Source organism: Psychrobacillus sp. NPDC093180 (genome assembly GCF_044754065.1).
Taxonomy (GTDB): domain Bacteria; phylum Bacillota; class Bacilli; order Bacillales_A; family Planococcaceae; genus Psychrobacillus.
Genome location: NZ_JBIVOJ010000012.1, coordinates 65,838 through 79,807 on the forward strand (window position 1 = coordinate 65,838; position 13,970 = coordinate 79,807).

The window sequence follows — 13,970 nt, forward strand, 5'->3', positions numbered from 1 at the left end:
CCTCTTTTTTAATAAGGGTCTTTTTGGTAAAAATAATTGGGCGTTTTCTTTTCATTTGGATAAGGTTTATGAAAAATATGAGTCGTAGCGGGAGATAACGGAGGAATTAGCCAGCTCCAGTTACCTGTTACATCCCGTCCTGCTTCGATTTCATTTGCCTCAAAGCGCTTAAATTGCTGTGCTGCAGTATGGTGATCAACGATACTCACCCCATCTTCTTTATACGAATATAAAACAGCTGCATTCAATTCTACTAATGCTCGGTCTTTCCATAAAGATGCGTTGGATCTCGTATTCAATCCCATAGATTCCGCAATGGTCGGCAGCATATTATAGCGATTGTCATCCGCTAGATTACGTGCCCCAATTTCAGTTCCCATATACCAACCGTTAAAGGGAGCGGCCACATAAGTAATTCCGCCTACTTCCAGCTTCATACTTGAAATCATCGGAACGGCATACCATTTCAGCCCCAAATCCGCAAACCAGTTGAATTCTGGATGTCGAATAGGAACTTCTAGAACAGATGTTTTTGGTATCTCAAATAGTTTTGGTGGATTGTCTTTTAGTTGAATAATAAGAGGCAGCACATCAAATGGTCCATTATTTCCTCTCCACCCGAGATTCTCACAAACTCTTGTAAACTTTACGGAATCAGGATCTCCAATTATGCCATTCTCTGTTTCGTAACCTGCATAACGGATTAATTGATGATTCCATATGCGAATATCATGAGCAGAAAATACCGTAATAGTTGGACGAATTCTGCCATTGTTCGTTGCGTATTCTATATGCGCAAGAAGCGCTTCAAAAATGGACTCCTCTGTATGTAAATCTCTTTTATCTAGCACATGCAAGCTTTGCCAAAAGAGTCGACCAATGCATTTATTGCTATTGCGCCAAGCCATTTTAGCTCCGTATGAGAGCTCATCTAGTGTTTGTTCATAGGAACCCTGTGTTAAAATTTGTTGTTCTACTTCTATTAAACGAGCCTCCAGTTCTTGCTCCGATCGACCCGTTTCCTCATAATACGTTTGGATAAAATTTTTCGCTTCATTGAGCATGTCAAAATCCCTCCTGCTGTCTTCCTCCATCATAGAAGAAACGATGCGCCACATACAAGTGCCAATCCATCGGAAGTTGTGAGGGATTTATGACAGGACTAGGTTTACTTGTTTCTCAAGTAAGATATTTTTCTTTGAATATGGGGCTTAGTTCACTCCACACATCAAATTTGTTTCCATCTAAATCATAGAAAACAAAATTCCTACCTGCATGTCCTCTGTTTTCTATTTCTCCAACTTGAATCTGTTTATCTATAAAGTCTTTGTGTATATTCTCTAATGCAAGCAATCCATTCACTTCAAACGTCATGGAGAATCGTTCCTCTCCGTTCATATCAACAAAATTAGAGCTTTGATTATCATTTGACTTCACCAGAAAAAAACTTTGATTGGCGAAGTTCAGAATGGCTTTGTCCTCGTCTTGATAGCTCAACTCTGCTCCTAATTTGTTCACATACCATTCTGACGCACTTTTAACATTAGTTACTGGAATATAAATAGTTCCTACTCTTAATAAATTCTCACCCATTGCTATCCCTCTTTCCAAAATAAAAGTAATGTTGTTATTGAATATATTTATCGTTCAACTCATTAATCAGTTGAATTGCTTCATCTATATGAGAAACATCAAAAATTTGAATTTCCTTGTGATGCTCCTGTTGAATTTTTGCTGCTTCCTCCGCATTTTCGCTCGGTATGATCATATAGGAAAAACCCGAAATTTCAGCGATGTGTATTTTTTCTTTGATGCCACTTACCTTCAGTACATCTCCTGTTTTGTTAATTGACCCAGTAACCGCAAAATTTAAATTATTTTGAAAGTCCCCTTCGATAAAGAGTCCAGTTAGCGCTAGACCTAACTCTGCACTATTCGAATCTGTATGATCCCGATTGATAAACTTGTTTAAATATGGATCTTCATGTCCTAAGTATTGATATACATTTTCTCGTAATCGTTCTCCACTATTCTTTCTGAGATTTAGCAACTCTAATAATTTTCGATTTTTACTTCCATAAAGTTCTCGATTCGTAATTTCGTGAATATCCAAATATTCCGCATTTTGTTTATTTAAAAGTTCCTCTACTGATTTTTTACTCTCCATATTCTCAAAATCTATCTTATTTACACCTATCAAATATATTCCTGAATTTACGTACACAGTTTCCGGCTCGACATAAAAGGAAACCCGATGCGTATAACCCTCATAAAAAATAAGCAGAAATTCAAAACAAAACAACAAAAGAATCATCCAAGCAGCAACAGTAATTTTTCGTTTATAACTTTTTTTCCGAAGCACAATGCGAGTGATTAATAAGATAAGTAAGCTCAGCAATAGGAAAAATAGAAATGTAACTCCACCGATTAAATCTTGGAGATGTAGGATTAATAATAGAGAGTAATAAAGAAATGAAAACAAACCAGTCACAACGTAAGCTATACTGCTTCTATTAATAATGATTTCTTCTCCCCTTTCTTTTTGTAAAACTATTATCTAGCTATCTTTTCAATTTAATCGCTCAAAATCAATGTGTTTCTACCTGATAATCTACCGCTTTGTTTTCATCATCAAACCAAATGACTAAGTACGTGCCATCCATACTAATCCACCCTACCTCAGGTCCAAGAAAATAAGAAATCACACTTTCAGTTGTAGTGTAAAAATAATCTTCATCTGGTGCTCCTAAAAGTTTTTGAATGTCTTCTTTTGACTTACCCACCATTTCATATTCATCTAAAAAATCATAGACAAAATACACTCGGTCATCCGGTTGATTCACCCATTTTTCTATCGTAAAGTTTAACTTTTCTTCATTTTTCCCTAACATACCTACTAAAATAAGAGCTGGAATAAAACACAGAATTGCAGTAACAAGTAAAAGAAAATTACCTTTTCGCTCATTCGACAAATAACTACGTTTCCAAAGAACAAATAATACTACTAGAAGTAAAATTAATGGCAATAGAACTGCCGAAAGACTTAATAAGCTATAGGTGGAATAAAAGAAAGTGATGAATAAAGCAAGTCCCAAAAAAACCGATATATACACAAAGCCACTGATGGCTAATATACCTAGTGCCCAATCTTTCTTAATCAATTTTTCACCTCCAGCTAATTATTAATGCTAGCCCTTAATTCTTAAAAAACTGTGCGATCGTTCTCGGAATCAAAAGAATGAAATCGATCATCGTCAATGAGTTATCCATTTTATTCAATTTCTCATCAAAGGGATCTTTATAATCTAGTGGATTTACTACTGTATCCCCTTGGATTGGCTCATTTCCATCTTTAAACCGGATACGAATCGAGTTACCATTTTCAAAATCAGGTGAATCCATTACTTGAAAATGAATATGAGGTTCAGATGAATTACCTGAGTTACCGCATTTCCCAATCAGCTGCCCCTCTGTCACGACCACTCCCACTTTCACTAAAATAGAATTCTGTTTGAAATGGGCAATCATACTAAATTCTTTATTGGCGTGCTCTATCACCACATAGTTACCTGCTGGATTATTCGTATCCATTTCACCGGGGATATTATCTTTTAGTCCATCCACTACTTTTACAATTTTCCCATCTCCCGGGGCTACTATATCTTCACCAAACGCATAGAAGTTATTATTCCCAGTTTGTGTATTTCTGTAAGACAAACCATCCTGCACTTTGACAAGGTCATAAGCATAACGCTGACTTTCGTATGGATAATGATAATTAATAAATTCATTTGCTCCACCCCAAAACACAAACCATTCGCCTTTTACCGGCATTGTGTACAAGTTGACTGTAAATCGATTATCACTCTGTTCATATGTAATAAATGGTTTTAAATATAAGCGTTGAATCCTCTTTTTCTCATCAAAAAATACAGATATCGCCTTTTCTTTTTGATCATCTACCCAAATGTAATGGGTCATATCTTGGAAAGGGAGATTAAATTCAATTTGATAATAATTAACTCCTCCATTAAACGTAGAGGCTAGTTCAACAAATTGTTCTAAAGAAATTAGTTTTTGAAAATCAATTGAAGTGCAATAATAAATATTCTCATAGTCTTCGTTTAGAAATATAGTTCCAAAATCCTCGGGATCGGCTAAACTACCATACATTTGAAAAACCTCCTAAGAAATCCACAAAAACCTTCTTAACGATTAATACGAAATTATAGTTGGAAAGTTTCAAAGAAAAAATCTAATTGATCAGAAGTAATATGATATGATGAGTAATATAATATAAGTTAACTTAATATACTACCGTGGTTAACATATATATTTCATCGATTGTATCTATATGATTAGGGGGGAAGTTATGTATACACTAAGAGGTCATCATCTTTTTTGCCTTTTGGGTTATCGTGGAATGGGGTATTCCAAAGAATATGTGGAAAATATGACAGCTCTTCATGAAACATTGAGAGACAATCCGAAAACAATGATCAATATTGTAAATGGTCCCGATTACTTGTGTGAAAAATACCCAAAATCAGCGGAATACCACTGCCAAAACGATGATATTTACAAAAGAGATACTGCTATTTTAGAAAAAATAGGGCTTACAACAGGACAAGTTCTGAGATGGGAGGATATTGAATCACATATTCGCAACTACATCGTTCCCGCCGACATACAGATTGTATGCGAAACATGTTCCTGGCGTTCATATGGAGTTTGTGAAGAAGGAATCAAAGCAATTAAAGAAGGGAAAGGGTTAAGAAAAATAAATTAACCCCTCCCCTTTCTATTCAGCCTAATTTAAAATGGACTAATCCTTTAAACCTTTTCCATCTAGAATTTTCTTTGTGTATTTTTCAACCCTTGCAGTTCGAGTTTTAGATTGTTTCGCTTCTGAAAAATAAAGAATGTAGGCTCTTTGCCGACCTGGTGTCAAAGCTTCGAAAGCTGATTTTAAGTCTCCAATTTCCTCGAATTTATGTTGAAGCTCATCTGGAATGATAAATTCTGTATGTTTCTTTAAGTTCACCTCCAAACCAGCTTGTTCCACTTCAATAGCTTCCTTAATATATTTCTTCAAGATGGCATCCATTTCAATTATTTCTTCCATATTCGTAAATCGAATCTGACGGGCCGCTTGTACATTCTCCGTTTGCTGAATTAAAATTCCTTGGGTGTCCTTTAATAATGCCCCTTTATGAAACAGGACTGCACAATATTCTTTAAACCCATGTATTAACAGGATATTTTTATTCTCCAATGTGTAACAAGGATGCATCCACTTAAATTCCTCTGTCAGCCCACAGTCTAGGACAATACTTCTTAACTGTTCATATTCTTTCTTCCACTTATTTGATTTACCTATGAATTCATCTACTTTAGGATTCATTGTACTATTTGACATTCAGGACCACCCTCTAGTAATTTTACGATTTTCACTATAAGTTAACTAGTAACATAAGAAGCGCCTATATAAAAGAGATTATTACAACGATCATCGAAAAAGTTAATCCAACGCTCCATACACATCCTAGCACTTTTTGGTTATGTATATCTTTTCCCTGTTTTAGTTTTTCTAAAAGCTGGACTAAATTCAGAAACCATAATACCGAAAAAAATGGTACTGCTAGTAAATATATAAATTCCATATAATTCCGTACCTCCATTTTGCTTATCCACTATAAAATATACGCCTAGAAAAGAAAATCACCAAAGATCATCTTTTCTAAGCATCACTAAAGAGCAACTAGCGATCCCTAGCTTCGAACCAAATACTCCGAATCAATATCTAGCAGTAACGGACTTGGCTCTCCCACACTGTATAGCTGCAAGTAATGCATCGCACGGGTGCAGGCTGTGTAAAACAATCTGCGTAAGCTCTCATTGTCGTACACTTCAGCTGAAGCGTCATAGATGATAACGGCATCGAATTCAATCCCTTTGGCTAAATAGGCAGGTATCACTACAACTCCTTGTTCATACTCCATGGAGTTACTTTTCACAAGTTTTATTTCATCGATATCACGTAAAGCCTTGTATGCAGCGGCGCTTTCCTCAGCGGATTTACATATAATAGCGATTGTACTAAACTCTTGATTTTGCAAACTGGATACTTTAGAAACGATCTGACGATGTAGCTCTTCCCTATTAGTCAATTGAGTCAATACAGGTACTTCGCCTTCGCGATCGAAAGCGACAATCTGTTGCCCGTTAGGCACAAGTCGTCGTGTTATTTCAACGATTGGTCGAGTGGATCTGTAACTGCGTGTCAGATTAATTGTATTCGTTTCATTCGGTCCGTATAAGTTCGTGAGTGTCTCAAAATCTATCGTTTCACTTGCATGAGCGAATATCGCCTGGTTAAAGTCACCAAGTACCGTCATTTTTGCAGAAGGAAATAATCGTTTCAAAAATTCAAATTGAAACGGAGAATAGTCTTGCGCTTCGTCTATAAGGACATGTTTAATGGTGGTATTCGTTTGAAAGCCTTGTATCAACTCTTTTAAAAGTAAAAATGGAGTAGCATCCTCGTACAACAGCTTACCCTCATCTAGCATATTCAAAGTCAGTTGGCAAATACCATCCCATTCTTCCGGTGTTTCTCCCTTCATCCACGTCAAGTTGGTGAACAGCTGTTTGTATATTCCCTTGATGTCTATGAAGTGGAGCATTTGAATCCCTTTTCGTATCGATTTAAATTTCTGTCGAACGATCAATTGGGCTAGGGCTTCCGGTTCCATCTCGTAATCGTCAGCGGATTCTCCTCTAAAACCACGTTTCTTCCGTAAGTAGTTATAAGCCTTTTGGTAGTCATCTTCACTGAGTAACTCAATTTCTTCCTGCACCCAAGCCTTATTTCGCTCGCGCCTCATCGCTTCTTCGACCTGTCTATTTAGCCATTCCGTTAACTTTTCGATTCTGTTATGAAAACGAAGAGAGGTGTCCTTTCTGTAAAACCGTTCATTGATTTGCTTGGCAGTGACAATCGATTCCCCTCTAAATGTAATCCCTTTGAATAGCAATCCAGCTGCCTCAAGTGATTCTCGGTATGTTTTGATTGCCTCAAAAAAACGAACGGAAGCTTTGAAACGGATGCTCGCTGTTCTAACTTGGTATAAAGGCTGATCGGTTGCAGTCAACACATATTCCAATTGTTTATAAGGACCCTCTACTTGAAATTTATCGCTTAACCGGTGATTCAAGTATTCTTGGAATGTGACCTGCTGCATATTCTCCTCCCCAAGTTCCGGCAATACATTGGAGACATAGCTGTTAAACATCGAATTAGGTGAAAATAAAATGATTTGATCCGCTTTCAATTTATCTCGATATTTATATAGTAAATAAGCAATCCGCTGAAGAGCAGCTGATGTCTTGCCACTGCCTGCCGAGCCTTGAACGATGAGCAGTCGACCATGATCATGCCGGATGATCCGGTTTTGCTCCTGTTGAATAGTAGAGACTATAATATGCATATGTTTATCCGTGCTTTTACCAAGTACCTGCTGTAAAATCTCGTCCCCGATTGTAAGACTCGTATCGAACATGGATTCCACAACACCACCACGGATAATATATTGCCATTTTTGCTCCAACATACCGCCGATGAGTCCTCCGGGCGTAGTGTATTCAGCTGGTCCTGGTGAGTAATTATAATAAATGCTCGATATGGGAGCGCGCCAGTCATAGATCAGAAAGTCCTCTCCACTTGAATCCATTAGGGTAGCAGTACCTATATAAATTCTTTCAGCTTCGGAAGTCCCATCCTCTGTGAAATCGATACGGCCAAAATAAGGTATCTTCTGTATACGCTGAAGTGCGGACAGTTTATTGGACGCTTGCCTATGTGTGCTTTGGCTGACGGAAAGGTTCTGAGCCTGCTGTCTTAAGCTAATAATCGTCTCCAAATAATCATCGAACGTATCCACATTAACCTTGACGTCATCCCAAAAATGCTTGCGAAAACTAACCACTTCTTTACGGTGCGTGTCAGTTTCTTCTTGCAGCTTCTCCATTTGTTCCGTAATGACCTCCATTACGCTGTCTAATCGATCTTGCTCTTGGCTAAGTTTCGTATTCATATCAAGCACTCCTTTATCCAATAAAATTAGGGGTTGACGAGAAAAAAATTATGCGTTATACTTATAGTAGGGAAAATATAAAGTAACGAACAAAAAATGTGTTTCTATTCAACTTTACCATGTTTTTTTATTATTATCAATCTATATTTACAAATATATAAGGTGGCAGATTCTTTTCTAATGGAGAATTTGCCACCTTTCTATTTGTTGTTTTTTTACTCATTTGGCACAACCGGTTATGTTTGGGTAAATATTAATATTATAAAAATAAATGTCATAATAATAATGCTGGCTAATGAAGCAAATTTTACATATCGAATAGCACCTGTCGAAATTTCCGGCTCTTCTTTATACATCCACCGTTTTCCCCATAGCATACTTTCTTTCGGACAAAAATAACTCCAGATCAACACCCCATAAATGGGAATCATTAAAATAAAACCCATAATTATATCCGCCATTATCAGCATCTCCTCAAAAATCAGTAATTAATTTACGTTTGAATTTTCAAATAGTTCCAGTATACAGCCTTACTATTTATCTTAAATGGTGGTATGACAAAAAGGGCACACCCGCTAAAACAGGAGTTCCCTTTTTAGTTCATTCGTAATGGTAAAAGTTCCACCACAAAAATCCTAAAATCACCGTATTTGTTAAACTCACTAGCCTCTATAAACACTATCACATGTTCCTGGTGCTGGTTCATAAAAACAATGTTGCTTAAATTGACCAGTAAAAGGTTGATCGTACCAGGTTGGAGGGCAAGGGCCATAGGGATTAAAATACCATAGAGCATATTTTGCTGGGTGATCTCTCCAATAATCTAAAACCTGTTTAGCTAATTTTTTTTCGACACCTCTAGCTCTTTCATAAAACAAATTACCTTTCTGCACAGCTTCAAAAGAATAATTTCCGCCCTGCACATGATAAATAACATCTTCGATGGATCTTAAATCACTAAAGTCTATACATTCGGCTAAAACGCGATTAACAATTACATTTCCAACATATAACATGCCTTGCTGCCCTTCCCCTTCGGCTTCCGCTCTCATCATCCGTGCCACTAAGTCAACGTCTGAACTTTTGTATTTTATTCTTGGCATTTAATCACCTCAAGCATATAGTATGATAAAGAGCGGCGATTGTTGTCATCGTTAATAAATAAGACCCCATTTACCGGCAGACAAGGGAACTGCCAAAGCTTTGAATCATTACTTCATATATTTAGCAACTAACAGATAACATCTTTCTCTTGTAAGACCCGCTTGCGTAGCCACATATTCCAATCCTTCCATGGAACCACCCTCATACTTTAATGATGCTTCTTTAGCAGCCTCATCTCTATATTTAATCCAGTCCCGTTGATCATCTCTTAATTTATCCATCTGTTCGGCACTTAGTTGTTCTTTCAACACCCCGTAAATTTTGTTCAATTCCGCATCCCATTTTTTATATCTCTCCGCCTCTTGTTCTACCAACTCTATCGTGGTTGTTCCAGCTTCTGAATATCTATCCGCTTCTTCCATCTCATTAAGCTTCTTAAGATAGTCATCCTTATTACTTATAGTGATTTCGCTGTCACTATTACTGGATTCTAAAGGTTGTCCATCATTTGTCTTTGTAGATGTATCTGCTTGATTATTTAGTTCCGTGTTGCCAGCTCCCTCAGAAGAACTTTCTGTTTTATCTGTTGAATCCTTGGTTGCCGAATTCTCTTCAGTACTCGGAGTAGAGTTCTCGTTCGATTCGTCACTTGATTCATCAGAAGCATTAACACAACCAGCTAATAGTGTGAATACTAAAGTAAACATTACTATTAATATTTTTCTATTATTCTTCAATTTAAAGCCTCCCTTTTATTTTCTGTTTTACCTGCTCCCAAACTTTAAAACGTTCGAGATGAATGGAGGTTCCATATTTCAGAAAATTTTTCCATCCGATCATATCTTTTATAACTGACTATGATTCTACTTATAACAATCCCAACAACTGTTTGAAACCATTTAAGTATTCATACGTATACAAGGTAATTGAAAATTCAAACATTTTTATAGAGGAGGGATGAAATGAAAAAAATAATTTTATTACTTTTAACAACTTTCCTTTTGACAGCTTGTATAAATAATGAGGATACACTAAAAGCAAATGTATTAGACTTTGAAGATTCCGGATTCAAAAATAATAAAGGCCAGATTATCGTTTTAGTCGAAGAAGGAATAATGGTTAGCGGTACTCTTCGATTGGATGAAAAGACTAAAAAAAGCAGTATTGATAATGTCCTTATTAAAGAGAATACCAAAGCTGACAAATATTTAAATAAAGTTTATAAGGAAGGAAAGATTGAAACAAAAGGTTCAAAATACTATGTAACTCTTGATGATACTATTTCTTTAGAGTTCGAAAAAATAGGAAAGCGTATAATCAAAGATTTACAAGGTGTAGAATACTTCACACAAGAAAATCCCAAATAAAATCCATCTATGACATTAGATTCAAAGCACTTCTTTTACAGAGTATGCTTCTTACTTGTACCTTTAATTTTTTTCAAGATAAATAAAAAGACTTAAATCCAATTATAAAAGGATTTAAGTCTTTTATTTATCCCTATAAAACATTCACTACTATCGTACCTACTCTAACTTGTCTTTTTTGGCGTGAACCATGTAATGATGAATGCTATTACAGAGATAACAAACATATAGAAATACGTGTTACTCGCGCCACTAATATAACCTATCTTAGACTCTAAAGAAACATTCGATAATTGGATCGTATATATCGTCATGATAACGGCTGTACCAATTGCGCCAGCTAGTTGGCGAATTGTGTTGTTAATAGACGAGCCATGAGAGGCTAATTCCCTTGGTAGTGCATTTAAAGCAGCTGTGTTTAACGGCATTGTTATAAATGCCAAGCCTATACGCAATAAAATTGTACGAACCAAAATATATATTGTTGTTGTTTCTGGTGACAAGTCAATTACTGCAAGCATCGATATCGCGATTAAACTTGTGCCTAGTATGAATAATGGTTTTGCACCAAATTTATCGAAAAGCTTACCAGTTACCGGGGACAGCATGGCATTGATAATAGCACCTGGTAATAATAACAATCCCGCTTCTAGCGCTGTAAACCCTCTTCCATCCTGCAAATAAATCGGCAGTAATATTAAGTCGGCATACATTAGAATGGTAATGGCGATATTAACTACCGTGGTCATTGTAAATGTGTTAAATTTGAAAACATTTAAATTCAATAAAGGTTCAGTAGACTTCATTTGTCTATGACAGAACATGATGGTTACAAGCAAACCGACAACAATGGATGTTAGGACAAATAAATCATCCCATCCTCGGCTGCCTGCACTACTAAAGCCAAAAAGAAGAAATCCAAAGCCAACAGTAGAATAGATCACACTGACTATATCGAGCTTTACTTTGGACGTTTCCGAGGCATTAACTAGATATTTACTTGCTAGCATGATAATTGCTGCGATGAATGGGATCATGATGATAAATAACCATCGCCAGGATAAATACTCTAATATAAATCCTGCTAATGTTGGTGCAATGGCTGGTGCAAATATAATAGCAAAGCCAATGTTCCCCATAATCGCGCCGCGTTTTTCCGCAGGATATAGATAAACAATTACAGTCATCATTAACGGAATGATGATTCCAGCACCTACTGCTTGAATCATTCTACCTGTTAATAGTACGCCGAAATTATTTGCACATGCGGCAATTAAAGAACCGATTAGTAAAAATAACATGGAGCTGATAAATAACTGCCTTGTCGAAAAACGTTTCATTAAGAAAGCAGTAATAGGTACTAACACACCATTTACAAGCATAAAGCCTGTAGCTAACCATTGAATCGTTGCCGTATTTACATGAAAAACTATCATTAAATCACTAAATGCCACGTTTAACAATGTTTGATTTAATGTAGAAAAAAAGGTTCCCGTTATCATGATGATGAGCAGCAACTTTTTGGTACTACTCGCTATTTCATTTTGCATATAAAATTCCTTCCCCTATAATATAGATTGTCGACAAACTGTCTAGAAAATATAATAGCAGAAGTATAAAAACAACCATCTACAATCGGGTCATTTCTGTCGATTAAGAGACAAATCCATACGATAAAGGGATGATTTTCATGACTATTAAAGAAGATCCTCGCGCCATTCGCACACAGGAAATGCTTAAAGAAGCTTTACTAACACTATTGCAAGAGGGTAACTCGCTACATCAAATCTCTATTCATAAATTAACGCAAAGGGCTAAATTGAACCGTACCACCTTCTATTTACACTATCAAAATATTAATGAGTTAAAGGAACATTTAACTCATGACATCTTACAAGGGCTAACAGACAAAATAGAAAATTTAACTTCCATTTTTGATAGGAATAGAAAAGAGCACTTGATACAGCTATTGGATTATCTCCTAGAACAAAGAAATCACCTACTTTAGTCCAGTTTGAAGAGGTCGAAAAACATTTACTAATGTTGATGAAGGATTTAATCGTAACCAGAAGAAGTCAATCAAATAATATAGGAAGAAAAGCTATCGTAGATCCAGACATTAAAACTGCCTCAATTATCGGCATTATTATGTGGTGGTTAAAAGATGGCTTACACTTAGATTCCGTCTATATCGCAGAGCAAATTAACCTTATGTATCGAGCTTAATTTTTTTCGCTAAAAGTTCTGGCATTGATTATCATTCCTTCTTACTATTTATACCATGGCATGCTACCATTTGGTCGAATACAATTACAGAAGAATAGCTAATCTTGTATTATCCCCAGATTCATCGAACTTGGTTATATCGCCGTAAAAAAAAGCCTAACTTCTCATTTAATATCGAGAAATTTGGCTTTTTCTACCTCCTCTTTTTTACTATTCGCATATCCTTAAATACAGTTCAGTGAAAAGAAAACTCTTTTTGAAGTAAAGAGAGAGTTACTTGAATTACACAACTACGTCAATAATAATGTTCTTAATTCGGATCAAGCGTTCTTGTCATACTTTCAGATAACGAATTACCATTCGAAGTGTACCTACCTATAGGAAATTCTGCAATGTTTATTTCATTTGAAACCTTCAGGAAAATGATAAATAACGGTAGTGTTATTGTTTGGTTTGCTTATCCACCACACAAGACATACCGTCAGAACTAAACTAATAAATATTCATATTTTCTTTCCCATACCATTATCCAATCTCTGATAAATTACACTCTATTTAACCTGTTTTCTTCTTGTTTTAACTGTTTGTTAATTTAAGTATAACTTTTTAGCTTGTGTCCAACGGTTCCCCTTTCTTAGGGAGCAATAAACTATAGTCGCAATACGGTTATCGGCTCGTTATCGCAGATCTCTCCGTTGTCACAAAAACCGAAGCTATCATAAAGCTTTTTGGCAGCAAAGTTATCGGTACTATATGGGATCCAACAGTAACGTGCAGGTCCGGCTGGAAAGGTGCGTATAAATTCCAAGATTTTTATCATGGCTTCCCTACCGCAACCCCGGTTCTGGTACCGCTTGTCAATCATCAGTCGCAAGATACAATAGCTGTCATCTGCGATTGACGGAAGTTCGTATCCGGTGATTCCATAAGTTATCATAACGAAACCGACCGGCTGCTCATCCGCATAAATGGCAAACGGAAATGGATATCCCCCGTTTGTTTCAAGCACATAACACGAAGCCACACTTGACAGATTAGACGCGACAAAGCGTCTTTGCTCTTCTGAAACTTCCAGGTTAAAAATGGCACGGCGGTTTTCCAATGTAATTTTTCTGAGACTAATCAAGCAGAGCCTCTCCCTTAATTATCTAGATTACTGGTTACGTGTTTTTAACAG

General features: G+C 36.3%; 15 protein-coding genes. 3 read left to right on the forward strand and 12 right to left on the reverse strand.

The window, feature by feature from the left end; translation table 11 throughout:
* Positions 1-8 precede the first annotated feature (8 nt).
* The 5 genes from ACIP9W_RS17465 to ACIP9W_RS17485 form a co-directional block, all read right to left on the reverse strand.
* Entirely contained in the window at positions 9-1,064 is a 1,056-nt protein-coding gene (locus ACIP9W_RS17465; protein WP_400791920.1) for a nitric oxide synthase oxygenase, read from the reverse strand.
* 115 nt (positions 1,065-1,179) lie between these two features.
* On the reverse strand, positions 1,180-1,593 hold the full coding sequence (locus tag ACIP9W_RS17470) for a VOC family protein (RefSeq protein ID WP_400791922.1): 414 nt from the start codon (positions 1,591-1,593) through the stop codon (positions 1,180-1,182).
* A 34-nt stretch (positions 1,594-1,627) separates the two neighbouring features.
* Complete coding sequence (locus ACIP9W_RS17475) at positions 1,628-2,491, reverse strand: S16 family serine protease (protein WP_400791924.1); 864 nt, start codon at positions 2,489-2,491, stop codon at positions 1,628-1,630.
* Between the two features lie 97 nt (positions 2,492-2,588).
* The gene (locus ACIP9W_RS17480) at positions 2,589-3,161 is read right to left on the reverse strand and encodes a hypothetical protein (RefSeq protein WP_400791926.1); all 573 of its coding nucleotides are present in this window, start codon (positions 3,159-3,161) and stop codon (positions 2,589-2,591) included.
* Positions 3,162-3,195: 34 nt separating this feature from the next.
* A complete protein-coding gene (locus ACIP9W_RS17485) occupies positions 3,196-4,173 on the reverse strand; it encodes a M23 family metallopeptidase (RefSeq protein WP_400791928.1) in 978 nt (325 codons plus the stop codon).
* A 199-nt stretch (positions 4,174-4,372) separates the two neighbouring features.
* On the opposite strand from ACIP9W_RS17485, the gene ACIP9W_RS17490 reads away from it, so the two are divergent.
* Positions 4,373-4,789, forward strand: coding sequence for a DUF1284 domain-containing protein (locus tag ACIP9W_RS17490; RefSeq protein ID WP_400791929.1), 417 nt, complete (start codon positions 4,373-4,375; stop codon positions 4,787-4,789).
* Positions 4,790-4,825: 36 nt separating this feature from the next.
* Here the strand turns inward: ACIP9W_RS17490 and ACIP9W_RS17495 are convergent, their stop codons facing one another.
* The 5 genes from ACIP9W_RS17495 to ACIP9W_RS17515 form a co-directional block, all read right to left on the reverse strand.
* Positions 4,826-5,419 carry a YdeI/OmpD-associated family protein gene (locus tag ACIP9W_RS17495; protein WP_400791931.1) on the reverse strand — a complete coding sequence of 198 codons (594 nt, stop codon included), beginning with the start codon at positions 5,417-5,419 and terminating at the stop codon, positions 4,826-4,828.
* Positions 5,420-5,771: 352 nt separating this feature from the next.
* Positions 5,772-8,096, reverse strand: coding sequence for an RNA polymerase recycling motor HelD (gene helD, locus ACIP9W_RS17500; protein WP_400791934.1), 2,325 nt, complete (start codon positions 8,094-8,096; stop codon positions 5,772-5,774).
* 236 nt (positions 8,097-8,332) lie between these two features.
* Complete coding sequence (locus ACIP9W_RS17505; RefSeq protein ID WP_400791935.1) at positions 8,333-8,557, reverse strand: hypothetical protein; 225 nt, start codon at positions 8,555-8,557, stop codon at positions 8,333-8,335.
* A gap of 201 nt (positions 8,558-8,758) precedes the next feature.
* Positions 8,759-9,199 (reverse strand): cell wall hydrolase, encoded by a 441-nt coding sequence (locus tag ACIP9W_RS17510; RefSeq protein WP_400791936.1) that lies wholly within the window; start codon positions 9,197-9,199, stop codon positions 8,759-8,761.
* A gap of 108 nt (positions 9,200-9,307) precedes the next feature.
* Positions 9,308-9,937 carry a lysozyme inhibitor LprI family protein gene (locus ACIP9W_RS17515; protein WP_400791937.1) on the reverse strand — a complete coding sequence of 210 codons (630 nt, stop codon included), beginning with the start codon at positions 9,935-9,937 and terminating at the stop codon, positions 9,308-9,310.
* Between the two features lie 225 nt (positions 9,938-10,162).
* Here ACIP9W_RS17515 and ACIP9W_RS17520 point away from each other — a divergent pair, with 225 nt between their 5' ends.
* Positions 10,163-10,567 carry a hypothetical protein gene (locus tag ACIP9W_RS17520; protein WP_400791939.1) on the forward strand — a complete coding sequence of 135 codons (405 nt, stop codon included), beginning with the start codon at positions 10,163-10,165 and terminating at the stop codon, positions 10,565-10,567.
* A 164-nt stretch (positions 10,568-10,731) separates the two neighbouring features.
* Here ACIP9W_RS17520 and ACIP9W_RS17525 read toward each other — a convergent pair whose 3' ends face one another.
* Positions 10,732-12,117, reverse strand: a complete 1,386-nt coding sequence (locus ACIP9W_RS17525) for a DHA2 family efflux MFS transporter permease subunit (RefSeq protein ID WP_400791941.1) — start codon at positions 12,115-12,117, stop codon at positions 10,732-10,734.
* A gap of 140 nt (positions 12,118-12,257) precedes the next feature.
* Between ACIP9W_RS17525 and ACIP9W_RS17530 the strand changes: the two genes are divergently transcribed.
* The gene (locus ACIP9W_RS17530) at positions 12,258-12,575 is read left to right on the forward strand and encodes a hypothetical protein (protein ID WP_400791943.1); all 318 of its coding nucleotides are present in this window, start codon (positions 12,258-12,260) and stop codon (positions 12,573-12,575) included.
* Between the two features lie 867 nt (positions 12,576-13,442).
* Here ACIP9W_RS17530 and ACIP9W_RS17535 read toward each other — a convergent pair.
* On the reverse strand, positions 13,443-13,919 hold the full coding sequence (locus ACIP9W_RS17535) for a GNAT family N-acetyltransferase (protein ID WP_400791945.1): 477 nt from the start codon (positions 13,917-13,919) through the stop codon (positions 13,443-13,445).
* Positions 13,920-13,970: the final 51 nt, after the last annotated feature.